At 59.5% G+C, this 24848-nt stretch carries 25 protein-coding genes; 8 read left to right on the top strand and 17 right to left on the bottom strand.

Features of this window, described 5'->3' with window-relative positions; translation table 11 throughout:
- Positions 1–157 precede the first annotated feature (157 nt).
- The gene (locus tag ACG74X_RS02830) at positions 158–721 is read left to right on the top strand and encodes a hypothetical protein (RefSeq protein ID WP_411232584.1); all 564 of its coding nucleotides are present in this window, start codon (positions 158–160) and stop codon (positions 719–721) included.
- Positions 722–854: 133 nt separating this feature from the next.
- Entirely contained in the window at positions 855–1976 is a 1122-nt protein-coding gene (locus ACG74X_RS02825) for a serine/threonine protein kinase (protein WP_411232582.1), read from the top strand.
- Between the two features lie 41 nt (positions 1977–2017).
- Here the strand turns inward: ACG74X_RS02825 and ACG74X_RS02820 are convergent, their stop codons facing one another.
- Both ACG74X_RS02820 and ACG74X_RS02815 read right to left on the bottom strand, forming a co-directional pair.
- Complete coding sequence (locus ACG74X_RS02820; protein ID WP_411232580.1) at positions 2018–3016, bottom strand: ester cyclase; 999 nt, start codon at positions 3014–3016, stop codon at positions 2018–2020.
- Between the two features lie 141 nt (positions 3017–3157).
- Positions 3158–3958 carry an alpha/beta hydrolase gene (locus ACG74X_RS02815; protein ID WP_411232579.1) on the bottom strand — a complete coding sequence of 267 codons (801 nt, stop codon included), beginning with the start codon at positions 3956–3958 and terminating at the stop codon, positions 3158–3160.
- A gap of 79 nt (positions 3959–4037) precedes the next feature.
- Here ACG74X_RS02815 and ACG74X_RS02810 point away from each other — a divergent pair, with 79 nt between their 5' ends.
- Positions 4038–5513: an NAD-dependent succinate-semialdehyde dehydrogenase gene (locus ACG74X_RS02810; RefSeq protein ID WP_411232577.1), complete on the top strand. Its 1476-nt coding sequence runs from the start codon at positions 4038–4040 to the stop codon at positions 5511–5513.
- Positions 5514–5566: 53 nt separating this feature from the next.
- On the opposite strand, the gene ACG74X_RS02805 is transcribed toward ACG74X_RS02810, so the two are convergent.
- The 10 genes from ACG74X_RS02805 to ACG74X_RS02760 form a co-directional block, all read right to left on the bottom strand.
- Positions 5567–6361 carry a hydroxypyruvate isomerase family protein gene (locus tag ACG74X_RS02805; protein WP_411232879.1) on the bottom strand — a complete coding sequence of 265 codons (795 nt, stop codon included), beginning with the start codon at positions 6359–6361 and terminating at the stop codon, positions 5567–5569.
- Entirely contained in the window at positions 6361–7008 is a 648-nt protein-coding gene (locus tag ACG74X_RS02800) for an aldolase (protein ID WP_411232576.1), read from the bottom strand. Before ACG74X_RS02800 ends, ACG74X_RS02805 begins: the two co-directional genes overlap by 1 nt.
- Positions 7005–8234: a 3-oxo-tetronate kinase gene (gene otnK / locus ACG74X_RS02795; protein ID WP_411232574.1), complete on the bottom strand. Its 1230-nt coding sequence runs from the start codon at positions 8232–8234 to the stop codon at positions 7005–7007. The genes ACG74X_RS02800 and otnK overlap by 4 nt, the downstream gene beginning before the upstream one ends.
- On the bottom strand, positions 8234–9109 hold the full coding sequence (gene ltnD, locus ACG74X_RS02790; RefSeq protein ID WP_411232572.1) for an L-threonate dehydrogenase: 876 nt from the start codon (positions 9107–9109) through the stop codon (positions 8234–8236). The genes otnK and ltnD overlap by 1 nt, the downstream gene beginning before the upstream one ends.
- A 4-nt stretch (positions 9110–9113) precedes the next feature.
- Positions 9114–10394, bottom strand: a complete 1281-nt coding sequence (locus ACG74X_RS02785; RefSeq protein ID WP_411232571.1) for a TRAP transporter large permease — start codon at positions 10392–10394, stop codon at positions 9114–9116.
- Entirely contained in the window at positions 10391–10897 is a 507-nt protein-coding gene (locus ACG74X_RS02780; RefSeq protein ID WP_411232570.1) for a TRAP transporter small permease, read from the bottom strand. The genes ACG74X_RS02785 and ACG74X_RS02780 overlap by 4 nt, the downstream gene beginning before the upstream one ends.
- Before the next feature lie 66 nt (positions 10898–10963).
- Positions 10964–11932, bottom strand: a complete 969-nt coding sequence (locus tag ACG74X_RS02775) for a TRAP transporter substrate-binding protein (RefSeq protein ID WP_411232569.1) — start codon at positions 11930–11932, stop codon at positions 10964–10966.
- A gap of 85 nt (positions 11933–12017) precedes the next feature.
- A complete protein-coding gene (gene denD, locus ACG74X_RS02770) occupies positions 12018–12998 on the bottom strand; it encodes a D-erythronate dehydrogenase (protein ID WP_411232568.1) in 981 nt (326 codons plus the stop codon).
- Positions 12995–13732, bottom strand: coding sequence for a FadR/GntR family transcriptional regulator (locus tag ACG74X_RS02765; protein ID WP_411232566.1), 738 nt, complete (start codon positions 13730–13732; stop codon positions 12995–12997). The genes denD and ACG74X_RS02765 overlap by 4 nt, the downstream gene beginning before the upstream one ends.
- Before the next feature lie 134 nt (positions 13733–13866).
- On the bottom strand, positions 13867–14901 hold the full coding sequence (locus ACG74X_RS02760) for a LacI family DNA-binding transcriptional regulator (protein ID WP_411232565.1): 1035 nt from the start codon (positions 14899–14901) through the stop codon (positions 13867–13869).
- 124 nt (positions 14902–15025) lie between these two features.
- Here ACG74X_RS02760 and ACG74X_RS02755 point away from each other — a divergent pair, with 124 nt between their 5' ends.
- The 3 genes from ACG74X_RS02755 to ACG74X_RS02745 all read left to right on the top strand — a co-directional run bounded on the left by ACG74X_RS02755 (position 15026) and on the right by ACG74X_RS02745 (position 18027).
- The gene (locus tag ACG74X_RS02755; protein WP_411232563.1) at positions 15026–15982 is read left to right on the top strand and encodes a tripartite tricarboxylate transporter substrate binding protein; all 957 of its coding nucleotides are present in this window, start codon (positions 15026–15028) and stop codon (positions 15980–15982) included.
- Positions 15983–16055: 73 nt separating this feature from the next.
- A complete protein-coding gene (locus ACG74X_RS02750; RefSeq protein WP_411232561.1) occupies positions 16056–16514 on the top strand; it encodes a tripartite tricarboxylate transporter TctB family protein in 459 nt (152 codons plus the stop codon).
- Between the two features lie 13 nt (positions 16515–16527).
- Positions 16528–18027: a tripartite tricarboxylate transporter permease gene (locus ACG74X_RS02745; protein WP_411232560.1), complete on the top strand. Its 1500-nt coding sequence runs from the start codon at positions 16528–16530 to the stop codon at positions 18025–18027.
- A gap of 135 nt (positions 18028–18162) precedes the next feature.
- Here ACG74X_RS02745 and ACG74X_RS02740 read toward each other — a convergent pair whose 3' ends face one another.
- The 5 genes from ACG74X_RS02740 to ACG74X_RS02720 all read right to left on the bottom strand — a co-directional run bounded on the left by ACG74X_RS02740 (position 18163) and on the right by ACG74X_RS02720 (position 23586).
- Positions 18163–18630 (bottom strand): Hsp20 family protein, encoded by a 468-nt coding sequence (locus tag ACG74X_RS02740; protein WP_411232559.1) that lies wholly within the window; start codon positions 18628–18630, stop codon positions 18163–18165.
- A 119-nt stretch (positions 18631–18749) separates the two neighbouring features.
- Positions 18750–19586 carry a trypsin-like serine peptidase gene (locus tag ACG74X_RS02735; RefSeq protein WP_411232558.1) on the bottom strand — a complete coding sequence of 279 codons (837 nt, stop codon included), beginning with the start codon at positions 19584–19586 and terminating at the stop codon, positions 18750–18752.
- Positions 19587–19649: 63 nt separating this feature from the next.
- Complete coding sequence (gene glcF, locus ACG74X_RS02730) at positions 19650–20963, bottom strand: glycolate oxidase subunit GlcF (RefSeq protein ID WP_411232556.1); 1314 nt, start codon at positions 20961–20963, stop codon at positions 19650–19652.
- A gap of 3 nt (positions 20964–20966) precedes the next feature.
- Positions 20967–22070: an FAD-binding protein gene (locus ACG74X_RS02725; RefSeq protein WP_411232555.1), complete on the bottom strand. Its 1104-nt coding sequence runs from the start codon at positions 22068–22070 to the stop codon at positions 20967–20969.
- A 67-nt stretch (positions 22071–22137) separates the two neighbouring features.
- Positions 22138–23586, bottom strand: a complete 1449-nt coding sequence (locus tag ACG74X_RS02720; protein ID WP_411232554.1) for an FAD-linked oxidase C-terminal domain-containing protein — start codon at positions 23584–23586, stop codon at positions 22138–22140.
- A gap of 122 nt (positions 23587–23708) precedes the next feature.
- Between ACG74X_RS02720 and ACG74X_RS02715 the strand changes: the two genes are divergently transcribed.
- Both ACG74X_RS02715 and ACG74X_RS02710 read left to right on the top strand, forming a co-directional pair.
- Complete coding sequence (locus ACG74X_RS02715; RefSeq protein ID WP_411232553.1) at positions 23709–24119, top strand: CopD family protein; 411 nt, start codon at positions 23709–23711, stop codon at positions 24117–24119.
- Positions 24120–24122: 3 nt separating this feature from the next.
- On the top strand, positions 24123–24833 hold the full coding sequence (locus ACG74X_RS02710) for a DUF599 domain-containing protein (protein ID WP_411232552.1): 711 nt from the start codon (positions 24123–24125) through the stop codon (positions 24831–24833).
- The last annotated feature ends 15 nt before the right edge of the window (positions 24834–24848 follow it).

Below are 24848 nucleotides of genomic sequence, written 5' to 3'. Positions count from 1 at the left end.
CGCGATGGTTATCACTGTGATTCACACGTCTCCTTGGGATCGGTTTTCCAGATCTCGCAAATCACAGGTCGAAAATAGCGGAGTGATGCGCATTTTGGTTGAACTGCGCACAACCACGGGTCACGCTGCTGGGTGTTTCAATACAGGAGATTTTGCCATGCACCTTCTTATTTCCGCAGCGATGACCGGATTGCTGATCCTGCCTTTGACCGCACAAGCCGATGAAATATCCGATACGCTGCAAGCGGCAATCGAAGCCTATAATGAGGGCGATATCACCTATGCGCTGGAAGAACTGGATTTTGCCCGCCAGAAAATGATGGCGATTCAGGCCGAGGCCTTTCAGGAATTTCTCCCCGAAGCCCCAGAAGGCTGGGAGCGCCAGGTGGATGATGACACGCAGGCCGGGCTGGCCATGATGGGCGGCGGTATGGGGGCACGTGCCAGCTATCATTCCGCAGACCGGTCGCAGTTTTATTCGATCACGTTGATGGCCGATAACGCGATGGTATCCAGCATGGGCGCGATGGTTGCGAATGCCGCGGCCATGGGCATGCAACTGGAACGGATCGGCCGCCAGCGTGTCGCGGTGGGTGACGGTCAGGCGATGGCCATGGTGAACAATCGCATTCTTGTCACTGTCGAGGGACGGGACAATACGTTGCTGCTGGACGCGATGAAGCGGGTTGATTTCGACGCTCTTGCAGATTTTGGACAATAAGCCGGACTGACGGTCAAGCCTCCCCTTGGCCTGTCTGGATTGAATCCCACAAACAGCCGCTTTTTGCGAACTTGGGCTTGCTGTTCCAGGCCGTGTCACGCATGGCTTGCGCAAAAGACGGAAAGGAACTGACATGGATTGGTCGCCAGAAAAAACACAAGTCAAAAGCTGGAATGAATGGGACACATTGCGCCACGTGATCGTCGGCAAAGCGGATGATTGTCACATCCCACCGGAAGAACCTGCCTTGGATGCGAAGGTTCCCGAAGACAGCGACATGCGCGGTCAGTGGGGGCGGCGGCCTCAGGAAACCATTGATCGTGCGAACGAGCTTTTGGACAATTTTGCAGACATGCTGACCAAGCGCGGTGTGCGGGTGGATCGACCAACGCCGACAGATTTCAGCCTGCCGGTCACAACCCCGGATTTCCACACCGACAGTCAATTCGGCTGCATGCCCCCGCGCGATGTGCTGCTGACTGTAGGTCATGAGATCCTTGAGGCGACGATGTCCTATCGCTGCCGCTGGTTCGAATATCTGTGTTATCGTCCATTGATGCAGCAATACTTCGATGAAGATCGTAATTTCCGGCACGAAACCGCGCCCAAGCCCCGCCTGTCAGATGCGGATTATCACGACGACTACCTGTCGGAAAAAATCGGCATCGAAAAACGTCTGCAATGGACGGCGGAAAAGCACTTTGTGACAACCGAGGAAGAACCCTTGTTCGATGCCGCCGATGTGCTGCGGTTCGGCAAGGATTTGATCGTGCAGCACGGGTTTACGACAAACCTCAAAGGCATCGAATGGCTGCGCCGCCATTATCCGGACCATCGTGTGCGCGCCGTGAATTTCCCCGGTGATCCCTACCCGATCCACATTGACGCCACCTTTACGCCCTTGCGTCCTGGTCTGATCCTGAACAATCCCAACCGCCGCCTTCCGGACGAGCAGCGTGAATACTTCAACAAGAACGATTGGGAAATCGTCGATGCAGCCCAGCCTGCCCATAACACGCCGCCACCGCTGTGCTATTCCTCAACCTGGCTCAGCATGAATGTTCTGGTGCTTGATCCCAAGACCGTCTGCGTCGAAGCGTCTGAGGTTTATCAGGCCGAACAGATGGACAAGCTTGGCATGGAAGTGATCCCTGTGGAGTTGCGCGATGCCTATGCGTTTGGCGGCGGCCTGCATTGCTGTACGGCTGATGTCTATCGCGATGGTGAGTGTGAAGATTACTTCCCGCATCAATAAAGACGCCGTTCAATCCATGGTCTGAGCCCGGTTATCAGGGCTCAGCCAATTTCGGTGGTCCGCGCCAGAATATCAACTCCCTGCTGCGCCCAGACGTGCAGCAGGTCAATGAATACCCAGTTTTCAGCCAGTTTATCCCCCTCCCGGCGATAAAAATCGATCACCCGAAATTCAATTGGCCCCGCCGTTGCCGGCATTCCCATAAACCCGCCCCTGTGTTCAGCGGTGAAGTTGGGCCAGCCGAAAAACCCCCCGAAATGCCCCTCGGCGGTGCGGCAGATATGGCTGGTTTTGGACCTGTTGGCAAAGGCCGCCCTGAACGGGCCGGAATGTTGCTGCGCGTAGCGCGGGATCGTGTAGGTCGCGCCGATGCCTTCTGGCCCCCACCACAGCATGTCCTCATGCCAGGTGCGCCGCAATTCCTCTTCAAGCGGAAGGCCCAGTTGCCAGGTCCCAAGATCGCGCGTCATGGCTTCGATCGCGTCCAGCGTTGCGCGTCCCTCGGCTTCGGGGGCATCCTGAAACAGCACCGCGTCATGGGTCATCGGACCGGGTTGCACCAGATGCTGTGCCGTTTGAGGCGAGAACGGGTTTTGCCCGGCCTGCACCATCAGATGCGGAATGTCGAAATACATCGCCTCTTCGGTGATCTTGCCATCCTCGATCTTGTGAAAGGTGCCGTAGCGCAGCATGGCGAGTTTCCCGGTCGGGCGGATGCCCAGCCACGGCGTGTCGAAAAGGCCTATCAGATGCCCCATCGACGCAACCCAGACCGCGCCGTTGGCGTCAAAAAGATGTCGACCTGCAAAAAACAGGTCTGTGCGACGCTGGAGTGACGTCAGCGCTTGCTTGAGTGGGCACCAAAACCGGTTGGCCACGGCCTCTGGCCCGGTCAACAGACCGAATGGATGATAACCGCGCCAGATCAGGTCAGGTGCGCAGAATTGCGACAAAACACCAGGAAGTTGATCCTGTCCTGCCTGTGAAAGAGCAGCATAATAATCCAGGATCAGGCGTTTTTCAGATTGAAAACCAGACACGGGCCCCTTTCTGCATGCGTGTGCAACAGGCGCACAATGCCCGAAAACATCGTTTGGGCAAGCGTAAATCAGAGCCAGCCGATAAACCGGCACGCCTAGAGCTGCGCACAGTTGTGGCCCCCTTTGGCAAAGGGTACAGTGTTATGCGTCGACCGGTTCCAGAAGTGACCGCATCAGCGGGCTATTCGCATCCAAAAGCCCATTGATCACGTCGAAATGGTGTTTTCCCGGCTCAATAATGTGCTCACAATTCCACGCCTCGGCCAGCCAACGGGCCTGATCCAGAAATGCAGGCCGTTCATCGCCACCGACCCAAACCGTCACCGCAACGGAAGGTGCGGGCATAAGAACCGGGCTTTCCGCCGCTGCCGAGGCTGCGTCAAGTTGGAAATCGTCATTCATACGGGTGTTCAGCAAGGGTCGCAGATCCGCCACCGGCGAGATCGGGACGCTTTTCTGGATACGGCTCAGAACGTCCTTCGGCAACAGCCCAGGCGCCAGCATGCGGGACACAAGATGTCCTCCGGCGGAATGTCCGCAAAGCCGTATCGGCCCCGCAAATTCATGCGCGACCACCGAAATCGCCTGCGCGATCTGACGGGTGATATCGGCGATACGCACGCGGGGGCACAGATCATAGGTCGGCATTGCGACCACCCAACCGGCGCTTTGGGCACCTTTTGCAAAATGAGACCAGGACGCGCCGTCAAACATCCGCCAAAACCCGCCATGCACAAAGATCAAAACGCCTTTGGGTGTTCTGTCCGGTAAAAAGATGTCGACCACTTCTCGCGGACCATGGCCATACATCACCCCCAGCCGCGCGCGACCCAGAACAGACATGGTCTTGCGAAATGCATCCGAGTCCCTGCGCCATTGCGCTGGAAAGTCTGCACCCCCCGGTATGTGCGTTGCATTGGCGTAGGCGTCGTCCCAATCCACGTCTGTTCTCCAAAAGATCAACCCTTGCCATTGCATCTAGCAAGTGTACCACCGTTGTCAGCAAAAATCGGAGGGGACTATGTTAGACCAAACCACAAACCTGGCCAGCCTGTTGAATGACCCGTCGCTGCTTGAGACACGCGGCTATGTAAACGGAGCTTGGGTCGATGGCGCGGATGGCACGTTTTCCGTCGAAAATCCGGCCCGCGGCGACACCATTGCTGACGTGGCTGATCTGTCTCGAGGTCAGGTCGCCGAAGCGATTGCCGCTGCTGAAACCGCCCAGAAAGACTGGGCCAAATGGACAGGCAAGGAACGGGCCGCCGTTCTGCGCAAATGGTTCGATATGATGATCGAACACCAAGACGACCTTGGAACAATCCTGACTGCAGAGCAGGGCAAACCCCTGGCCGAAGCCAAAGGTGAAATCGGCTATGGCGCGTCTTTCGTCGAGTTCTACGCAGAAGAAGCCAAGCGGGTCTACGGAGAGACAATTCCGGGCCACCAGCGCGATAAACGCATCATGGTTATGAAACAGCCAATCGGCGTTGTGGGCTCGATCACCCCGTGGAATTTCCCCAACGCCATGATCACGCGCAAGGCTGGCCCGGCCTTGGCGGCTGGTTGTAGCTTTGTGGCCCGACCTGCGGCTGAAACGCCGCTGTCGGCCATTGTGCTGGGCGTGCTGGCCGACCGCGCAGGCATTCCGGCAGGTGTGTTCAACGTTGTTCCGTCTTCGTCCTCCTCTGAAGTGGGCAAGGAATTCTGCGAAAATCCGGCGGTGCGCAAACTCACCTTCACCGGATCGACCGAGGTGGGCCGTATCCTGCTGCGTCAGGCGGCGGATCAGGTGATGAAATGCTCTATGGAGCTGGGCGGCAATGCACCGTTCATTGTGTTTGATGACGCTGACATAGATGCCGCCGTCGAAGGCGCGATCATGTGCAAGTTCCGCAACAATGGTCAAACCTGTGTCTGCGCCAATCGCATATATGTGCAGGCAGGTGTGTATGATACCTTTGCTGAAAAGCTTAAAAGCAAGGTCAGCGCGATGAAAGTCGGCGACGGGCTTGAAGACGGCACCGATCTTGGCCCGCTGATCAACAATGATGCTTTGGACAAAGTGCAAGAGCATATCGCCGACGCAAAAGCCAAAGGCGGGGATGTGATCCTTGGCAGTGAAGCGCATGAAGCCGGTGGCAACTTCTTCAACCCCGTCATCGTCACCGGCGCGACGCAGGACATGGCGTTCTCGACCGAAGAAACCTTTGGCCCGCTGGCACCCCTGTTCAAATTCGAAAACGAAGACGATGTTATCGCGATGGCGAATGACACGATTTTCGGGCTTGCCAGCTATTTTTATGCTAAGGATCTCAGCCGCGTCTACAAGGTGGCCGAAGCACTCGAATACGGCATCGTGGGCGTGAACACCGGCATCATCTCAACTGAGTTAGCCCCATTCGGTGGGGTCAAACAATCCGGTCTGGGCCGCGAAGGCAGCCATCACGGCATCGAGGAATTCCTTGAAATGAAATATGTCTGCCTCAGCGTCTAACCGCACCGTTCGCACAAAGAGAGTATGAGACCCGCGACAGGGTCTCATGACCGTCATTTGTTTGGCTTTTGATCAATTGCCTGGTCGCGATATGCAGAAAGCCAGCCCAATCCGTTCAATGTCGAAGACCTTGGGCGGTATTCCGCACCAATAAAACCTTCATAGCCCAGCAGAGCCAGCTGCCCCATCAGCCATGTGTAATCGACCTCACCCTGATCTGGTTCGCCGCGATCAGGCACCGCTGCGATTTGAATGTGGCCGATCTTCGGCAACAGTCGCTGGATCGTTGTCGCCAGATCGCCCTGCATGATCTGCATGTGATAGCAGTCAAACATGATTTTTAGCTCGGGCCTGTTCAGCGCGTCCAGAATACGTTCTGCGTGATCTGTGTCCGACAGGTGATAGCCGTGAACATCCCGGGTATTGATTGGCTCGATCAGAATGGTCAGACCATGTTCTTTCGCCAGATCGCAAGCATATGTCAGGTTGTCGCGGAAACACTCTTCGGCCTTGGCACCGCCATCCGTGCGCCCCGCCATGACATGCACCGCTTGGATCTTTGTCGCCGCCGCATAGTCCACCGCGCGGACGATCTCGGCGCGGGCTTCGTCGACGCGGTCGGGCAGGGCGGCCAGCCCGAAATCGCCCGCGTCCCGGTCGCCGGGCCAGGTGTTGAGACCCAGCATGGGCAGGCCCGTTTCCTCAAGCGCAGACCGTACGGCCCCGGCGTCCGTATCGTACGGGAAATGACATTCCACGGCATCGAACCCGGCATCCCCGGCCGCGCGGATGGCGTCGGGCAGGGCCAGTTCGGTGAACAGAAAGCCAAGATTGGCCGACAGGCGGATCATGTGTCCCACTCCACGTTGAATTTGTTGACGACCGCCTGCACCTGCGCATCGGTGAGCGCCCGCGCCTGCGTGCCGCGCAGCAGCATCGCAAGGCGCGCGGTGTCCTCCAGTTCCTCGACCGCGTTGCAGGCGGCTTCCACATCCTTGCCGGCCACCACGGGGCCGTGATTGGCCAGCATCACCGCGCTGCGCTTGCCCGCAAGCCCGCGCACCGCCTCGCCCATGGCCGGATCGCCGGGCAGGAAGAAGGGCAAGAGCTTCACACGGCCCAGCTTCATGATCGCGTAAGGTGTGAGCGGCGGCAGGAAATCATCGGCGTCCGCGTCGGGCATCATCGACCACGCGACGGAATGGCATGAATGAAGATGCACCACCGCCCCCGCCGTGCTGCGTGTGTCATAGAACGCCGTATGCAGGGGCATCTCCTTCGTGGGCGGGTCGCCGTCGACGAGGGTGCCCTGCGCATCGAAACGCGACAGACGCGCGGGATCGAGCCTGCCGAAACTGGTCCCGGTGGGCGAGACGAGCAGCCCGCCATCCTCGGTGCGGGCCGAGATGTTGCCGGTGCTGCCATGCGTCAGGCCCCGGTCGAACAGGGACTTGGCCAGCAGGCAGATCTGGTCGCGGAGCGCGGTGTCGCTCATGCGTCCCGCTCCAGGAGCGCGGCGGCTTTTTCGAAGTAATCCTCGCTGCCGAAATTGCCGGATTTGAGCGCCAGAACAAGGTCGTCGCGCGCGCGCAGCGCAGGCACACCGGGGTCAATCTCGGGGCCGATACGCAAGCTGTCGAGGGCCAGCGCCTCGACCACCGCGCCCGAGGTTTCGCCGCCCGCGGTCAAAAGCCGGGTCACGCCCATCTCCACCAGATGCCGTGCGACAGCGCCGAAGAAGGATTCGAGCGCATCGGCAGATGCCTCGCGCCCATGCGTGTCCTGCACGGCGCGCACCTCTCCGGGGTCGGCGGAACTGTAGGCCAGCGGCAGGCCATCCGCCCCGACCAGCCAGCGCGCCACCTCTTCGGGCGTTTGCGTGCCGTCGATCACCTGTGCCACGTCGATCTTCAACCCCGGATGCCGTTCAAGGTGATGCGCGATCTGGCCCCGCGTCGCGGTAGAGCACGAGCCCGACAGGATCGCCGCCTTGCCGCCTTGCCCCTGCCACGGCACCGGCGTTGGCGTGCAGCCGAAATTCGCAGGCAGCCCAAGCGCCACGCCCGACCCGCCGGTGACGAGCGGCTGGCCTTTGGCTGCCGCGCCGATCTCTACCAGGTCGGCGTCGCGCAGGGCATCGACGATGAGCATCCGTTCGGATGCGGTATCCATCGCGTCGGCAATGGCCGCGCGGCCCGCGAACACGGTTTCCGCCGGGATGTGACCCACCGGATGCCGGCTCTGTGCTGCCATCAGACGCCGCAGATCGGCGTCGGTCATGGGGGTAAGCGGGTGGTTTTCCATCCCGCTTTCGTTCAGCAGCCTGTCCTTGACGAACAGATAACCCTGATAGACCGACCGCCCCGCGCCGGGAAAGGCCGGGCAGACGATGACCTTTTGTGCGTCCAACGTCTCGGCCAGCGCATCGGCGACCGGGCCGATATTGCCCTTGGCCGTGCTGTCGAAGGTCGAGCAATACTTGAAGAAAATCTGCCGACACCCCTGTTCGCGCAACCAGTCAAGCGCCTGCAGCGTCAGCCTGACCGCCTCGTCCGGATCGATTGAGCGGGACTTGAGCGCAACCACACCGGCCTGTACGTCATCCGCCGCAGGGCCATCCGGCACGCCGGTATATTGCACCGTGCGCATCCCCTGCTTGGCCAGGGTGTTGGCCAGATCGCTCGATCCGGTGAAATCGTCTCCGATACAGCCCAAAAGCATCAGTCGTCCCCCGGAAGCGTCACACCCGCCTGTCGTGCGACGTGTTTCGCGATGGCCGCGTCATCTTCGGTGCCCATCCCGGCAGCGGACGTGGCGCGGAACTGGGTCAGGGCCTCTTGCATCACGGGCAGGGGCAGACCAGCGCTTTCGGCAATGTCGGTGACGATGCCAAGGTCCTTAAGCCAGATATCCACCTTGGAGCGCGGCGTGTAATCGGCATCGACCACATGCGGCGCGCGGTTGTCGAACATGAAGGACTGGCCCGCCGATGCGCCGATGACCTGCACCACTTGGCGCAGATCGAGCCCCTGAGACGCGGCAAAGCCCATCGCCTCGCCCATCGCGGCGATATGCACGCCCGCGAGCAATTGATTGACCGCCTTCATCGCCGATCCCGCACCCGCGCTGTCGCCCAGTCGGTGGACGGTTTCAGCCATCGCATCGAGCAGGGGGGCTGCGGCATCGAACGTATCCGCGCTGCCCGACGCCATGATCGAAAGCTGCCCGGTCGCGGCCTTGGCCGCGCCGCCGGAAATGGGCGCGTCGAGATAAAGCAAGCCGCGTGCCTGCGCCTCGGCCTCCATCTCGCGCGCAAAAGCGGGCGCGACGGTGGCGCAAGAGACGATCACGCCGCCGGGGCGCAGGCGGTTGGCCAGACCGTCAGCACCGAACAGCACCGCGCGGGTCTGATCGGCGTTGAGAACGGCGCTGACCAGCGCATCGGGCTGGTCCACGTCGACGACACCGCTATCCGTGCGCAGCAGGGCGACGCGCGACGCATCAGGATCGACGCCTTGGACAGCATGACCCGCGCGCAAGAGGCTTTGCGCCATGCCAAGGCCCATGGAGCCCAAACCGGCAAAAAGAACGTTCATAGGGTTATTCTCCGAAAACAAGATCGACCGGCCAGAGCGTGATCGCCGGAACATAGGTGATGACCATCAGCGCGGCGAACACCGTCAGGACGAACCAGATCAGCTGGGGTATGATCTTCTCGACCCGCAGATCCGCAACCGCACAAGCGGCAAAGAGGTTCACGCCAAGCGGCGGTGTGATCATGCCAAGCGCGAGGTTGACCACGATGATCAGCCCGAAATGCACTGGATCGACGCCGTAGGCGATGGCGATGGGGGTCAGGATCGGGGCCAGCACGAGGATTGCGGCAGAGGTTTCGATGAACATGCCCACGATCAGCAGCAGGATGTTGATGGCCAGCAGGAACGCGATGCGGCTGTCGAACATGTCCTTGAACCAGGCCGCGATTTCGTTCGGCAGGCCGGACCGCGCGATGAGAAAGGAAAACAACGCGGCGGCCGAGATGATGATCATGATGGCCGAGGTCGAGATCACGGTCTTCTTGAGGATCTCGGGCAGGTCCGCGAATTTGATCTCGCGATACATTGCCATGCCGACGATAAGGGCTGCCGCCACGGCGGCGGCGCTGGCCTCGGTCGGGGTGAAGATGCCGGAGTAGATGCCACCCAGGATGACCACAGGGATCAGCAGCGCGGGCATGGCCGAGACAAAAGCGGCACCGGGGCTGGCGCGGTCCAGACCGTCTTCCTTGCCGATGCCACGCAGACGGCAGATCACCAGCACCAGCGCCATGAGCGAGCCTGCGACCACGACACCCGGGCCAAGCCCTGCAATGAACAGCTTGCCGATGGAGGTGTCGGTAGAGACACCATAGAGGATCAGCGGGATCGACGGCGGGATCAGAACGCCCAGCTCTGCCGAGGACGCCTGGATCGACGCGGCCAGCGGGCGGGGATAGTTGTGCCGGACCATCGCCGGAATGAGGATCGCACCGATGGCGAATGTGGTGGCAACCGAAGAGCCCGAGACCGAGGCAAAGAGCATACAGGTCAGAACGCAGGTGCAGGCCAGCCCGCCCTGGATGCCGCCGACCAGCGATTTCGCAAGCTCCACCAGCCGGTGCGAGATGCCGCCCGCCGACATGAGGTTCCCGGCAAGGATGAAAAGCGGGATCGCCATAAGCGGGAAGCTGTCGATACCGGTGAACATGCGTTGTGCCACGAGCAGCAGCGGCAAGCGGCCCTGCGCCTCGATCCCGATGACCGATGCCAGGCCGATGGCGACGGCGATGGGCACGCCGATGACAAAGAGGATGGCGAGCGACAGACCAAGTGCGGCGTTCATGGCTCAACCTCCGCGTTGCGCGCAGCGAGCCAGTCGCCCTGAACCGCGCGGATCATCGAGGCCAGCACCGCGATCAGGATGAACACCGACCCGATGGGCAGCGCGGCATAGACCCAGGCGATGGAAATCTCTAGCGCGGCGAGGCTTTGCGGGATCACGCGCAGCGTCATGAGATAGCCCTGCCAGAACAGGACCGAGAAAAAAATCAATGAACCGATGTTTGCCACCAGATAGATCCCAAGCCCAAGCCGGGGCGGCAAAGCGTTCTGGATCACGTCGACCGAAATCATTGCGCCGTGCCGAAAGGCGACTGCCACACCCAGGAACACGGACCAGATCATCGCCGATCGGGTGATCACCTCGGACCAGGTCGATGGCGCGCCAAAGACAAAGCGCGTGACCACCTGAAACAATGCCAGAGAGGCGGCGATTATCAGAAAAGCGATGGACAGCCGCAGCGCAAGGCCGGTGGTAAAGTCCTCAAAGCGCAGGAAGAAACGCATAAAACTGCCTTTTGGTCAGGGCTGCGGAAAATCGGCAGGCGGGTGGGCCACCTGCCGATTGACGCCTTATTCGACCGCTTTGATGCGATCGACCATGTCAGAGCCGTACTGGTCGGTATAGACCGCGTAGGCCGGCTCTGCGAGTTCAGCAAAGGGGGCCTTGTCGATGTCGGTGATGACCTCCATGCCGTTCTCCCGCAGCAGGGCAACGCCTGCATCCTCAAGCCGGTTCACCTCGGCGCGCGTTGCGGCGGCAGAGGCTTTGGCGGCTTCATAGAACCAGCCGCGCTGTTCCTCGGTCAGACCGTCCAGAAGGATCGGCGAGGCAAGGACAACCGCCGGGGAATAGACGTGGCCGGTCAGCGACACATGACCCTGCACTTCCCAGAACTTGGATGCGGTGATCACGGTGACCGGGTTTTCCTGACCGTCCACGACGCCCTGCTGAAGCGCGGTGAACAGCTCGGGGAAGGCCATTGGGGTGGGCGATGCGCCCATTTCCGAGAACGCTTCCATATGGACGCGGTTTTCCATTGTGCGCAGCTTGAGACCATCAAGGTCTTCCGGCGTGCGCACCGGGCGTTGCGAGTTGGTCACGTGGCGGAAGCCGTTTTCCGTCCAGGCAAGGCCAACAAGTTGATTTTCGTCAATCTTGGCCAGCAGCTCTTGCCCGATTTCACCATCGAGTGTTGTGCGGGCATGATCGTAGTCGCGGAACAGGAATGGCAGGTCAAGCGCATAGACCTCGGGCACGAAGTTACCCAAGGGGCCAGTCGAGGTGATGACCACGTCCATGGACCCGATCTGCAGTCCTTCGATCATGTCACGCTCGCCGCCAAGCTGGCCTGCGGGGGCCTGATCGCCCGTGAAGGCACCATCCGAAAGCTCGTTCAATGTGTCGATAAACGCCTGAGCGCCAATGCCGTAATGCGATGTGGGCGACAGTGAATGTCCCACAACGATGTTTTGCTGGGCTGTGGCAGCGCCTGCGGCAAGGATAAGGGCACCGGTGAGGGCCGTGAGGGTGTGTTTCATTAGGGGTCTCCTCCCAAAGTGGTTGGCCTGCATGACCTGCAGGATGTTCAGTGTGCCGCGTTGTCCGGCACGGCTTTCGGGCGTGTCAGCCCATCTCGTCCTCCAGATAAACCTCGATGATTTCTCTGAAGTTCGTTTCGGCGCGGAACCCCAGATCATGGGCGCGCGCGGTGTCGAAATCGCGGGGCCAGCCCGAGATAATGGCGGCCACGGTCGGATCGGGTTCGTGGCGGATCAGGGCGACGGCGGTGTCACCCGCGACCTTGCGCAACGCCTCGATCTGGTCGCCGACGGTGGCGGAAACGCCGGGCATGGTCAAGTTGCGCTGGCCTCCCAGCGGCGCGGTGTCGAGCGTTGCGGCATGATCGATATAGCCAACAGCCGAACGTGGGCTGGCAAACCAGTGACGCACATCGGTGCCCACGGGCAGCACCGCCTCTTGACCGTTGAGCGGCTCGCGCAGAATACCGGAATAAAAGCCCGAAGCGGCCTTGTTCGGCTTGCCGGGGCGGATGCATATGGTGGGAAAGCGGATGCCAATACCGTCCAGAAACCCGCGGCGTGAATAGTCGTTAAGCAGCAGTTCGCCCATCGCCTTTTGCGTGCCATAGCTGGTGAGCGGCGTGAGGTGATAATCATCGGGGATTTTCGGCGGGAAGGGTGCGCCGAATACGGCCAGAGACGAGGCATAGATTACGCGGGGCGCATAGCCTTCGACCGCGCGGATTGCATCGAACAGGGCGCGCGTTCCATCAAGGTTTATTGCGTACCCCTTGTCGAAATCGGCTTCGGCCTCGCCCGAGACGATGGCGGCCAGATGCACGATCACATCGGGACGGTCCGCGATCAGGTGTTCGGCCATGCCAGCGTCGGTCAGATCGGCGGCCAGCGCCTTGCGCGTGCCGGTAAAATCGGCCGCGACCTGAGGCTCCACGATGTCGACCAGCGTCAGGGCATCGACAGTCTGCCCGCCCATCTTGCCGGTTGCCGCGATCCGTTCGGCCAGTTTTCGGCCAATCATGCCTGCAGCACCAAGGATCAAAACATGCATATCGTGGCCTTTCATGAGGATGCGCCAAGCAAAGCGCGTGTGGTGTCATAGATGCGGCGTTCGTGTACGCCGAACGCGTCCGCCAACGCCGCTCCGTCGCGGGCGATCAAAGCTGTCATGATCTGGCGATGATCAGTGATACTGGTTTCGATGGCACCGGGCTGCGCAACAACACGGCGGCGGTGGTCAAGCAGGTAGGAATAGAGCATCGCCGCAAGGTCTGAAAACACGGCATTGCCGCAGGCGCGGTAAATCAAAGTGTGGAATTCGCGGTCCGCGATAAGATACCGCACCGGGTCGCCCACTGTTTCTTCCTGCGTTTTGATCAGATCCGACAAGCGGTCGATTGTGGCGTCATCAATGCGCGCGGCGACAAGAGGGGCAAGCCGGGCCTCGATGGTCATGCGGGCGTCGTGGACGTCTTCAAGCGTGTAATCGGTGACGCGCCCGTCTGACAAAGCCGACAAGCCGAGCGTGCCGACATCGGTCGAAATCACCCGTGTGCGCGCGCCCTGTACGACCGATACGATCCCTTTGGTTGACAGGATAAGAAGAGCGCCGCGAATGGTTTCGCGGCTGACCCCCATGGCGGACGCAAGTTCTCGTTCGCTTGGCAAGGTGTCCCCGACCGACAGCACGCCAGAGGCAATCAATGTGGCGAACCGTTCCGCGACCGTGTCTTTGACAGAGTGATGTGCCACTTTTTCAAGCGCTGTTCCATCGGCAGATAGAAACACATCCATTGTCATGCGGCCGCCCCCTCTGCGCCTTGACTGCTGGTCCGATCAGTAGACCAGTGGTTTTATAGCGTCAATGCCGGTATGCGATGGTTCAACAGGATTATTGGCGCGGCCGGCTTTGCCGCACACGCTGTGCGCCCCGGTCAGAGGCTTTCACCCAACCGGATCTCAAAGCCCAGATCCACCACCTGTTTCGACTCTGGATCATCCGCAGCCGCCAGCAAAAGCCGGGCTGTTTCAACACCCATCTGGTATCTGGGTGTCACAACGCTTGCCAGGATTGTCGGGGTCGCCAGCCCGATATCAATTCCGTTGAACCCAATCAGCCCGACATCCTGAGGCACCTTGCGTCCGGTGCGTTGGCAATGAAACAGCGCGCCAAGCGCCTGATCGTCATTGGCAAAGAAAATAACGTCGATGTCCGGAGAGCGGGACAACAGAATTTCCGTCGTCTGTGCCCCGACTTCGGCACTTGCCGGTGTTTGTGCGATTTCCTTGTCGACAAGTGGGATACCCAGTTCGACCAGCCGCGCCTCAAAGGCAAGACGCCGCGCCTTGGAACGGTCGGGGCGTTCGGCCCATGCTCCGATATAGCCGGGCCGTCGATACCCACGTTGGAACAAAAGATCCGCCACAGCAACCGCAGCGGCAACATTGGAAATGCCGACAGACATATGGATGGGCGTGCGATCAATATCCATGAATTCGACCACCGGAACGTGGTGGGTTTCGATCATCCGCGCCACGGCAGGTTCGTGGTCCGTGCCTGCCATGATGACCCCCATCGGCGACCATGCCAGCATGTCGCGCAGCACCTGCACCTCGCGGGTGCGGTCGTATTGTGTGATGCCAAGCACCGGTTGCAGGCCTGCATGGGTCAGCACAGATTCGATACCATTGAGAACCTCGGGAAAGACCCCGTTGCCGATAGAAGGCACGATCACCGCAACAAGGTTGCTGGACCGCGTCTTGAGCGCCCCGGCAAGCCGATTGGGGGTATAGCCAACCTCGTTCGCAGCGGCCAGCACGCGGGCCCGCAGACGCTCTGAAACTGAAGGGGCATCGCGCATGACCCGTGACACCGAGATCTCGCTGACCCCCGACAGCTGTGCCACATCGCGCAAGGTAGCGCGGCGTGCCCGGTCTGGCCGGTCCGAAGGGATGCGAGGCTTGGTCATAATGTTACCTTTTGCCCTTAGTGACGATAATCTTTGCAAATGACAACGTTGACATTCAAAATGACAACGCTACCAATTTACCAGGAACCACAACGAAGTCCTGAACGGGACTCAGGGAGGAAACATGAAACTCACTTATCTGACCACCGGTCTGGCCGCCGTTGCTTTGACTGCCACTGTCGCCTCGGCCCAGGACTTCCCTGAGCGGCCCATCAACCTGATTGCTCCGTTTAATGCGGGTGGTGGCACTGATCTGTTGCTGCGTGGCTTTGCACCTTATTTCGCCGAAGCCATCGAGGGCGATGTTTTTGTGTCGAACATGGCGGGCGGGTCCGGCACCGTCGCGGCCTCTGCCTTGCAAGGGCAGCGCGCCGATGGTTACCAGTTGGGTTATTTCTCGATCACTGTTGCCACGATCCAGCCGCAGATTCGGGATGTGCCCTATGATGTCGACAGCTGGACGCCGATCTGCTCGGTCGCGGCCTCGCCAACGCTGCTTTTCACCTCTGCCGATACGCCTTACATGACGGCACAAGACGTTGTTGACGCGGTCAGGGCCGATCCCGGTGCGCTTGTCTACGGGTCGTCTGGCGCGGGGGCGATGACGCATCTGACCACTGTCGCGGGTTTCGCGGGCCTTGGTATTATCGACGATATGGTACATCTGCCGTTTCAGGGGTCAGGCCCTGCCGTACAGGCGTTGACCGCTGGCACAATCCAGTTTTTCGGCGATACCGAGATCCTGATGCAACGGGGTGATTTCCGGCCTTTGATGGTGTTCAACGATGAACGTCTGGAAAACTATCCCGATGTTCCAACCGCTGCAGAAGCCGGCATCGCAGCACCGCTGAACGAACTTTATCTCTGGGGCGGTTTGTTTGCACCGGCAGGTGTTGACGCCGAGGTCGTGGCCACGCTGGAAGCCGCCTGCGAACAAGCGGTCAATTCTGATGGATTCCAAGAGTTTGCCGCAACCTCTGGCACCGTCATCAACTATCGTGGGGCTGAGGAATTCAACACATTCTTCCGCGAACAATACGAGGCCAATTCGGTTCTTATCGAAGCCGCTGGGCTGAACTGATTCTTCCGGAAAAAATGGGGTGGTGCGGCACCTGGCCGGACCGCCCTTGCCCATTTATGGCGGAGCGCCCTCCATGCCGTCCTTGCTTTCCGAACGCGTGCTTGTCCTGCTGACGCTGCTGATTGCGGCGGGCGCTTTGTTTGCGACGACCTTTGGCACCGAATACCGGCTTTTGGGTGCGGTCCAGTCCCCTGTCTACTTCCCGCGTATCATCCTTGGGCTGATGATCGGTCTGATTCTGATAGCTCTGCTGCAGGATGTGATCGCGCAAAAATCGGTCGAACCGGTCGAGAAATGGGGCGCGTTGATCGCATTGGTGATTGCTGCGGTCCTTTATGCCAACGCAATCACGCGGGTTGGATTCATGCTGTCATCCGTGCCGTTCTCGGTCATGGGCTTGTGGATTTTCGGCATCCGCAACCCGCTGGTGATTGCCGCCTATGCGATTGCCGTACCGGGCAGCATGGTGATCCTGTTCAACCATATCCTCAAGCTGCCTCTGCCCACGTCTCCGTTCACCTACCTGTTCTGAAGGATCGCGCGCCATGATCTCTGCTCTTCCCGACGCGCTGTCGCTGTTGATGACAACCGAGGCTTTGCTGACCCTCGTGCTGGGTACGGTGCTGGGCATTATCCTGGGTGCGATGCCGGGGATTGGATCAACGGTTGCGGTGGCGATGGTGCTGCCTTTCACACTGTCGATGGGGCAGGCCCCGGCAATCCTGTTGCTGCTCGCCGTGTATGCCGGATCGGTTTATGGCGGCTCAATTTCAGCCATTTTGATCAACACGCCCGGCACGCCGCAATCCGCCGCCACCTGCTTTGACGGCTACCCGATGGCGCAGCGTGGAGAGGCGGGCAAAGCGTTGGGTTGGGCCACCACCGCATCGGTTGCGGGCGGATTGGTCTCGGCCGTTGTGCTGCTTCTTGCCGCGCCACAACTGGCGGCTTTCGCGCTGAATTTCGGCCCGATCGAGACATTTGCGCTGGTGCTTTTGGGCATGACCTGCATCGTCTCGGTGTCTTCCGGATCTCTGGTCAAAGGGCTTTTGGCGGGTTGCATCGGTATCTTTCTGGCCTCTGTCGGCGGCGATCCCGTCACCGGACAGCCGCGCTTTACCTTCGGCAATTGGCAGCTCATTTCGGGGTTCAACTTGCTTGCCGTGGTCATTGGCATCTTCGCCTTGTCCGAAGTGTTCATCCGCGCCAGCAAGACCACCGAAAAGGTCAGCGAACTGGCCGCGTTCAAAGGCATTGTCCTGCCGCGGTGGCGTGAATGGGTGGGGCGCAAGAAAAACCTCGCCAAATCGGTGTTGATCGGCAACGTGATCGGCGTTCTTCCCGGTACCGGGGCCGCAACCGCCGCGTTCATTTCCTATGCCGAGGGCAAGCGGTCTTCACCGAACAAGCACGCCTACGGCACCGGAGAGCCGGATGGCATTATCTCGTCAGAGGCCGCCAACAACGCCGTCACAGGCGGTGCGCTGGTGCCAACCATGGCGCTTGGAATTCCAGGCGATGCGATCACCGCTGTCATGCTGGCCACACTCACCCTGCACGGGATCACGCCGGGGTTTCGCCTGATGGAGGACAATCCCACGCTTATTGCGTCGATCTTTGCTGGGTTTTTTATCATCAACCTGTTGCTGCTGCCGCTTGGCATGGTGTTGGGCCGGGTTGCCGCACCCATCCTTCGGATGCGCGAAGGCTTTATGATGACGGGCGTTGTTTTGCTTTGTGGGGTTGGCATCTATTTCGTGCGCGGCAATCCGTTCGATCTGATGGTGATGGGGTTTGCCGGTGTGCTGGGCTTTATCCTGCGCAGGCAGGGCGTGCCGATGGCCCCCCTGGTGATTGGTATGGTGCTTGGCCCCACGCTTGAGTTGACACTGCGGCAAGGGCTGATCCTGACACGCGGGGATTTTACCGCCTTTGCCACGGATCACCCCATCGCAGGCACGCTCTTTGGCATCACGTTTCTGGCGCTTGCCTTTCCGATTTTGCGCGGCGTTCTGGCGCGACGGCGTTCTGTCGATCCCGCCTGATCGGGGTCATCTCTTGACCGCCAGATCGACCAGCCCGAACAGGGTTCGGGTGTTCGCTGTCACAACAGCATCTTTGCAAACACGCAAAAGGCCCGGCAAACCGCCGGGCCTTCTCAGACATCGTTTCAGAACAGCTTAGTTCACTGCTTTGGCGTCAACCACGTCTTTTTCGATTGCATCGGCTTTTGCAATTTCGATCCGGCGCGGTTTAAGCGCTTCGGGAATTTCCCGCTGCAGGTCGATATGCAACATGCCGTCCACATGGCTTGCGCCAACGACGCGGATGTGGTCGGCAAGGTGGAACCGCCGCTGAAACGCGCGCGTGGCGATCCCGCGATGCAGGTAGGTGCGGTCTTCATCCTCGTCGGCCTTGGTGGCGGCAACGATCAGCGACCCGTCTTTGACCTCAACGGTCAGGTCGCTTTCGGAAAATCCGGCCACGGCAATCGAGATGCGATACGCATCATCTGCCGTTTTTTCGATATTATAAGGGGGGTAGGTGGGTTGAGTGACATCTTTCGTCAGAACCCGGTCCATCATGTCGGCAATTTGATCAAAGCCGACGGTTGCACGGTAAAGGGGTGCAAAATCATAGCTACGCATAAGGTCATCCTCCAGTGAGCGATACCAGTTTTGAAAAGCCTTCCGTCTTCGGACAGGCTTGTGGTGAAATATCGGACCCCATATGGGCGTTCCGACAGTGTTAAATTGGGAAGTCCGGTTTACGGTTTCAAGGGGTCGGCATCTGCATCGGTTGGCCGCACGAATTTCGCCCCCGTGTCCTTGCGCACGCCATCTTTTGCCTGAAACGGTCGAAAGGCCGATCCCTCTTCAAACCCGGCCCCTTCCGTCAGCAACACCTTGATATCGTCGATCTGGCCTTCCAGCGGAGCGCCCAGTGATACCGGCACATCGCCACTCTTCGCTTTGGAAGAAACAACCGATACGATCCGGGGCCCGTCCGCAGCAAAGGCAAAAACCGGTGATCCAGAGCTGCCAAAATCCACCGAGCAGGACAGCACCAGAAGATCGCTTTGATCCGACAACACTTCGCAGGTGTCCTGCATAGAAGGCGCTTCGGACCTGTTATGCGCGTAAGAGACAACTCCGACGCTTTCGCCAGCGGGCGGGCGGTCTTCGGTCACGAAAGGAATGATCGTCGTATTGCGGACCGGATGTTGCAGTTCGATCAAGGCAATATCGTAATATACCCGATCCGGGCTGGGTCCGGACCCGATCCTGTAATTGGGATGTGCCACCGCGCGCCGGACACGCCGATAGGCCGCAGCACGCCCGTTGCGCCACCCGGCCAGAAATTGAATATCCTCGGGTTTCAGCGCGGTCCCGGAATCATCAAATAAACAATGGGCCGCGGTCAGTACCAGATCGGGGGCAATCAGCGACCCGGTACAAAACGCTTTGCCGGCAAGTTCAAGCCGCCCCACGGCCTCCCAGGCGCGCCCGTCCTGACGGCTTTCCATAGAAAAAAGCCCAGTAGTTTGCGCCGCTGTCAAAGACGGAAGCGCGAACATCAAAGCTCCAAGGATCAAAAGGCGCACAGGTTAACTCCACACTAAGCGCCTTGGCTACCGGCTTTTTTCGGCAGATTTATGACGCGGACGTCACGAGTGAGGCGTCTTCAAGGCGCTGGGCGTCGGTCCGCCGGTGGCCCAATCAAGAAGCTCCACAGTATGAACAATAGGGACCTCCGTACCCGATCCGATCTGCATCATACAACCAATATTGCCCGCGGCGATGATGTCGGGCTGTTTGGCTTCCAGAGTTTCAACCTTGCGCGCTTTCAGCTTTTTCGAGATCTCTGGCTGCATCAGATTATAAGTCCCGGCGGACCCACAGCACAGATGACTGTCTGCAGGTTCCACCACATCGAACCCGGCTGCTTTCAGCAGGGTTTTCGGATGTGTTTTGATCTGTTGACCATGCTGCAGGCTGCACGCGGCATGGTAGGCCACCTTCATGCCCCCATGCAGAGTTCGCGCATCGGCCACGCTGGCCTCATCAATCAGGTCGATCAGCACCTCGCTGACATCTTTTGCAATGGCAGACACCCGGGCGGCGTCATCGGCCAAAGCGTCATTGCGGAACATATGGCTGTAATCCTTAACGGTGGTGCCACAGCCGCTGGTGTTGATCACAATCGCGTCAAGCTCGTCCCCATCCATCTCGCGCGCCCAGGCTTTGATATTGGCCCCGGCGGCCTCATGGCTTTCCTTCAGCTTGCCCATGTGATGCGTCAGCGCCCCGCAGCAGCCAGCCCCCTCTGCAACAACAACTTCGCACCCCAAACGTCTGAGAAGCCGGATCGTGGCGTCATTGATGTCGGTGTTCAGCGCCTTTTGCGCACAGCCGGTCATCAATGCCACGCGCTTCTTGCGCGGCGCAAGGGCGGCAAAGCTTTGTGGATCATCGTTCCGACTGACCGGAGGAATGGTCTTCGGGGCCATCTCCAACATCGCTTTCAACCGCGCATCCGGGATCAGCGGGGCAAACGGTCTGCCGATCTTCGCCAACAAAAGCGCCACCCGAAACCGGGTTGGATAGGGCAAAATCTTGGCCAGCGTCCAGCGCAGTGCCTTGTCGTGCCAGGGCCGATCATAGTTTTCCTCGATATAACTGCGCGCGTGGTCCACAAGATGCATATAATGCACACCTGATGGGCAGGTCGTCATACAGGCCAGACAGGACAGACAACGATCAATATGCTTGACCGTTTTCTCGTCAGGTGTGCGCTCGTTTTCGAGCATGTCCTTGATCAGATAAATTCGCCCCCGCGGGCTGTCCAATTCGTCGCCCAGGACCTGATAGGTGGGGCAGGTCGCCGTACAGAATCCGCAATGCACACAAGTGCGCAAAACCTCGTTGGACCGTGCGATGTCAGGGTCGCGCAGCTGCGCGTCGGTGAATGTTGTCTGCATGTCTTACCCCATCAACCCCAGATTCAGAATCCCCTTGGGATCGAACTTCTTACGCAGCCCCGCAGACAAAGCCGCCAGTGCCGGAGGCTCTGGCTGAAACTTCGGCTGGCCCGTGCCCCGCACCAATGTCGCGTGCCCTTCAAACGCCCCCAACTGCGCGCGGATATCCGTACCCGCGATAACCCGCGCCCAGATCAGGCCGCCCCCCCAATCAAAGATCAGATCTTCGGCGGTGACGCGCGCTGCCAACTCTGCCGCCTCGGATGGCGTGCACGAGATTTTCCAGACATCACCATCCGCATCATGAAACGGCACAACATCACGTACCCAGGCCCATTTTTCCGCAACCGCCCCGGCATCACTTTCGGTGCGCACCGGCAAGCCATCGAACAAAGCCGCCACGGATTTGGTGCGATAGGCGACCGATCCGGAAAATCCTTCCAGCCGCAACAGTGTCACCGGTGTACCATCCGGACCAACCGGAAGATGCGCGGCACCCGACACCTCAAACGGAGAGCCAAGCGCCTTTGCCATCGCTGCGACGGCGTCGGCATGGTCCAGTCCGTCAATCACAACAGAGGCCGCGCAATCCGGTTTCGGCAGCACTTTCAGACTGACTTCGGTCAGAACGCCCAGGGTGCCCCAAGACCCGCTGAGCAGCTTCACAAGATCATAGCCGGTAACATTCTTCATCACGCGGCCACCGTTTTTGATGATCGTACCCGCACCGTCGACAAACCGCACACCCAGCATGAAATCGCGACATGCCCCGACCGACACGCGGCGGGGGCCGCTAACATTTGCGGCCACAACGCCTCCGATTGTCGGCTCTCCCGACGTGCCCATCAATCCGCGATGATCCATCGGTTCAAACGGCAGGCGCTGTCCCTCTTTGTCCAATGCCGCTTCGATCTCTGCCAATGGTGTCCCGGCTTTCGCGACAAGGGTCAGAGATCCCGGTTCATAAAGCGTTATTCCCGACAGCGCGCCGGTCTCAAGCCGGTCGCCGGTGCCATCAACGCCACGGGTTCCGCCGCCGTGTATCCGCACCGGGCGTGTGGCTGTAGCCAACGCTTGGGCCAGATCGGCCTCTGTCTCAGGTCTCATATATGTCTCTGTTTTCCAAATATCTCGGGGGGGTCGCCTATGGCGACGGGGGCAGCGCCCCCTGTTTTCATTCCGCAGCCAGCACCTCGGTACGACGGTTTGCAGACGCGGCCAAAGGAAATACCTTGGCAGGGTTCAACAACCATGCCGGATCAAACACATCTTTCACCGCCATCTGCGCCTCCAAATCTTCTGGCGCAAACTGATCCATCATCAGATCCCGCTTCTCGATCCCGACACCATGTTCCCCAGTCAGGCAGCCGCCCACTTCGACGCATAGCCGCAAGATATCCGCACCCAGCGCTTCGCAGGTCTCAAGATCGCCTTCCTTGTTCGCATCAAACAGGATCAAGGGATGCATATTTCCATCCCCGGCATGAAACACATTCGCCACATCGAGCCCGTAGTCTTTCGACATCTCACCGATCCGGCGCAAAACATAGGGCAGCTCTGCGACCGGGATCGTGCCATCAAGGCACATGTAGTCATTGATCTGTCCCATAGCCCCAAAGGCGGATTTCCGGCCCAGCCAGATACGCCCGGCCTCATCGGCGTCTTTGGCTTCGCGCAGTTCCACCGGATTATGCTTGCGCGCGATGTCAAGGATCAGGCCAAGCTGTTCATCTATTTCCGCGTCTGATCCCTCGACTTCGACAATCAGCAGGGCTTCGCACATCGGATAACCGGCCTTGGCAAACGCTTCGGTCGCCTCTATACAGGGGCGATCCATGAATTCAATTGCCACCGGCAAGATGCCGGCCTTGATAATGTCCGCGACGCAGGCCCCGGCCACTTCGTTGGACTCAAAGCCCATCAGGACCGGCCGCGCGCCCTCGGGTTTGGGCAGAATGCGCAATGTGGCTTCGGTGACAATACCAAGCTGTCCCTCCGAGCCACAAATCAAACCAAGCAGGTCGTAGCCCGCCGACTCAAGGTATGCGCCGCCAATGTCCAACACGGTGCCGTCCATCTGCACCATCTTCACACCCATAAGGTTGTTGGTCGTCACACCATATTTCAGGCAATGTGCACCACCGGAGTTCATCGCGATATTGCCGGCAATGGCACAGGCCAATTGTGATGATGGATCGGGGGCGTAGAAAAACCCGTCTTCCTCAACCGCGCCGGTCACGCTCAGGTTGGTGCGCCCGGTCTGAACGCGGATAAAGCGGTTGTCGTAATCCGTTTCCAGAACATCGTTCATCCGCGCCACGCCGATCATCACACAATCCGCGGTGGGCAACGCGCCTCCGGCCAGCGATGTGCCCGACCCGCGGGGCACCACCGGCACGCCCATCTCGTGGCAAACTGTCAATGCGGCGGAAACCTCTTCGGTCGAGGCAGGCAACACAACCGCAAGGGGCGGGCATTTGTAAGCGGTCAGCGCATCACATTCATAGGCGCGCGTCTCCATTTCGTCCCAGATGACGGCTGCGTCTGGCAGAACCTTTTGCAAACGGGCCACGATTTCATCTTTACGAGACAGGATCGTCGCGTCGGGTGTGGGCATTTCCATGGGTAATCCTCCGAATTGGTAAGATTATATAACCAATATACGCAGTGTGACCAGTCATTTTTTGGCACACAGCGGCAGAACGGCCTCTTGCCAAGCGGCAAAAGCCCAGCCACCAAGCACATATGGACTGGATTAAAATCATACATATCCTGTGTGTTATGGGCTGGATGACCTCGATCTTCGCGGTTCCCCGCGCCTTGATATACTGGAAACGAGAATACGACCGGCTGGGCGAATTCGGCCCGCTGGGTGACCTGACCATCCGCCTTTATCGGTTTTCCGCCGGGCTTGGGGTGATCGCATTGATCACCGGAATCTGGCTCGGTGTATTGTGGAGCTTTCCGGCATGGGTCTGGCTTAAACTCGGCCTCGTGGCGCTGCTGGCGCTTCACTACACATGGACCGGTCGCCTTGTGTTGCGCGCCAAACGCGGGGTTTTCACCGAATCGGATCGGTATCTGCGGATCTTCAACGAGGTCAGTGTCTTTGGCGCGATTGCCATTTTATGGGTTGTTGTGGTCAAACCGTTTTAAGCGATGGATTGGCTTGACAAGATATACCTGTTCACCGCGCGGGACGCGATTGGCATTGGACTTCTTCTGTTCGGTTGGATCGCCAGCACGGTGATAATCGAACACGCGCCAAAGTCATTTCCGTCAATGTCACAGCTCATGGCCGGGTTCCGCCGTGACTGGATGGTCCAATTCGTGACCCGCCAACCTCGAATCTACGATGGCCAGATCATTGCCAGCCTCCGTCAAGGCACCGCGTTTTTTGCGTCAGCCAGCATGATTGCCATCGGTGGCGGCTTTGCCTTGCTGGGCAATGCGGACCGTCTGCGCGGCGTGACAGAAGACCTGTCGTTACAAAGCGGTTCGGTGATTATTCTTGAGATCAAGCTTATGGTGCTGCTGCTGTTCGCAGCGAATGCATTTCTGAAATTTGTCTGGGCACACCGATTGTTTGGCTATTGCTCTGTGCTGATGTCCGCAGTGCCCAACGATCCGGACGATCCCCGATCCATGCCTTTGGCCAAGCAGGCGGGCGAGATCAACATTACAGCTGCGCGCGGGTACAACCGGGGTTTGCGGTCGGTCTATTTCGGCATCGCGTCTTCTGCCTGGCTTTTGGGTGCCGGGCCTTTGATCCTTGCATCATTGATCACGATTGCTGTCGTGATGCGTCGCGAGTTTTGGTCACAATCACGGCATGTGTTGATCTACGGTGTTCCGGACGCGAAATCGTGACTTTGAAACAGTGCC

This window comes from Marivita sp. S0852, from assembly GCF_046591575.1.
GTDB lineage: Bacteria > Pseudomonadota > Alphaproteobacteria > Rhodobacterales > Rhodobacteraceae > Marivita.
The sequence above is the reverse complement of the archived record's forward strand: the minus strand, read 5'-3'. Positions and strand labels throughout refer to the sequence as shown.

Coding starts and splice junctions, on each gene's coding strand:
- ACG74X_RS02755 (WP_411232563.1), top strand. CDS start 15,026: ATGAAACTCACTTATCTGACCACCGGTCTGGCCGCCGTTGCTTTGACT.
- ACG74X_RS02760 (WP_411232565.1), bottom strand. CDS start 14,901: ATGACCAAGCCTCGCATCCCTTCGGACCGGCCAGACCGGGCACGCCGC.
- ACG74X_RS02715 (WP_411232553.1), top strand. CDS start 23,709: ATGGACTGGATTAAAATCATACATATCCTGTGTGTTATGGGCTGGATG.
- ACG74X_RS02830 (WP_411232584.1), top strand. CDS start 158: ATGCACCTTCTTATTTCCGCAGCGATGACCGGATTGCTGATCCTGCCT.
- otnK (WP_411232574.1), bottom strand. CDS start 8,234: ATGCTTTTGGGCTGTATCGGAGACGATTTCACCGGATCGAGCGATCTG.
- ACG74X_RS02725 (WP_411232555.1), bottom strand. CDS start 22,070: ATGAGACCTGAGACAGAGGCCGATCTGGCCCAAGCGTTGGCTACAGCC.
- ltnD (WP_411232572.1), bottom strand. CDS start 9,109: ATGAACGTTCTTTTTGCCGGTTTGGGCTCCATGGGCCTTGGCATGGCG.
- denD (WP_411232568.1), bottom strand. CDS start 12,998: ATGAAAGGCCACGATATGCATGTTTTGATCCTTGGTGCTGCAGGCATG.
- ACG74X_RS02750 (WP_411232561.1), top strand. CDS start 16,056: ATGCCGTCCTTGCTTTCCGAACGCGTGCTTGTCCTGCTGACGCTGCTG.
- ACG74X_RS02810 (WP_411232577.1), top strand. CDS start 4,038: ATGTTAGACCAAACCACAAACCTGGCCAGCCTGTTGAATGACCCGTCG.
- ACG74X_RS02780 (WP_411232570.1), bottom strand. CDS start 10,897: ATGCGTTTCTTCCTGCGCTTTGAGGACTTTACCACCGGCCTTGCGCTG.
- ACG74X_RS02710 (WP_411232552.1), top strand. CDS start 24,123: ATGGATTGGCTTGACAAGATATACCTGTTCACCGCGCGGGACGCGATT.
- ACG74X_RS02785 (WP_411232571.1), bottom strand. CDS start 10,394: ATGAACGCCGCACTTGGTCTGTCGCTCGCCATCCTCTTTGTCATCGGC.
- ACG74X_RS02740 (WP_411232559.1), bottom strand. CDS start 18,630: ATGCGTAGCTATGATTTTGCACCCCTTTACCGTGCAACCGTCGGCTTT.
- ACG74X_RS02720 (WP_411232554.1), bottom strand. CDS start 23,586: ATGGAAATGCCCACACCCGACGCGACGATCCTGTCTCGTAAAGATGAA.
- ACG74X_RS02775 (WP_411232569.1), bottom strand. CDS start 11,932: ATGAAACACACCCTCACGGCCCTCACCGGTGCCCTTATCCTTGCCGCA.
- ACG74X_RS02800 (WP_411232576.1), bottom strand. CDS start 7,008: ATGAGCGACACCGCGCTCCGCGACCAGATCTGCCTGCTGGCCAAGTCC.
- ACG74X_RS02765 (WP_411232566.1), bottom strand. CDS start 13,732: ATGACAATGGATGTGTTTCTATCTGCCGATGGAACAGCGCTTGAAAAA.
- ACG74X_RS02745 (WP_411232560.1), top strand. CDS start 16,528: ATGATCTCTGCTCTTCCCGACGCGCTGTCGCTGTTGATGACAACCGAG.
- ACG74X_RS02825 (WP_411232582.1), top strand. CDS start 855: ATGGATTGGTCGCCAGAAAAAACACAAGTCAAAAGCTGGAATGAATGG.
- glcF (WP_411232556.1), bottom strand. CDS start 20,963: ATGCAGACAACATTCACCGACGCGCAGCTGCGCGACCCTGACATCGCA.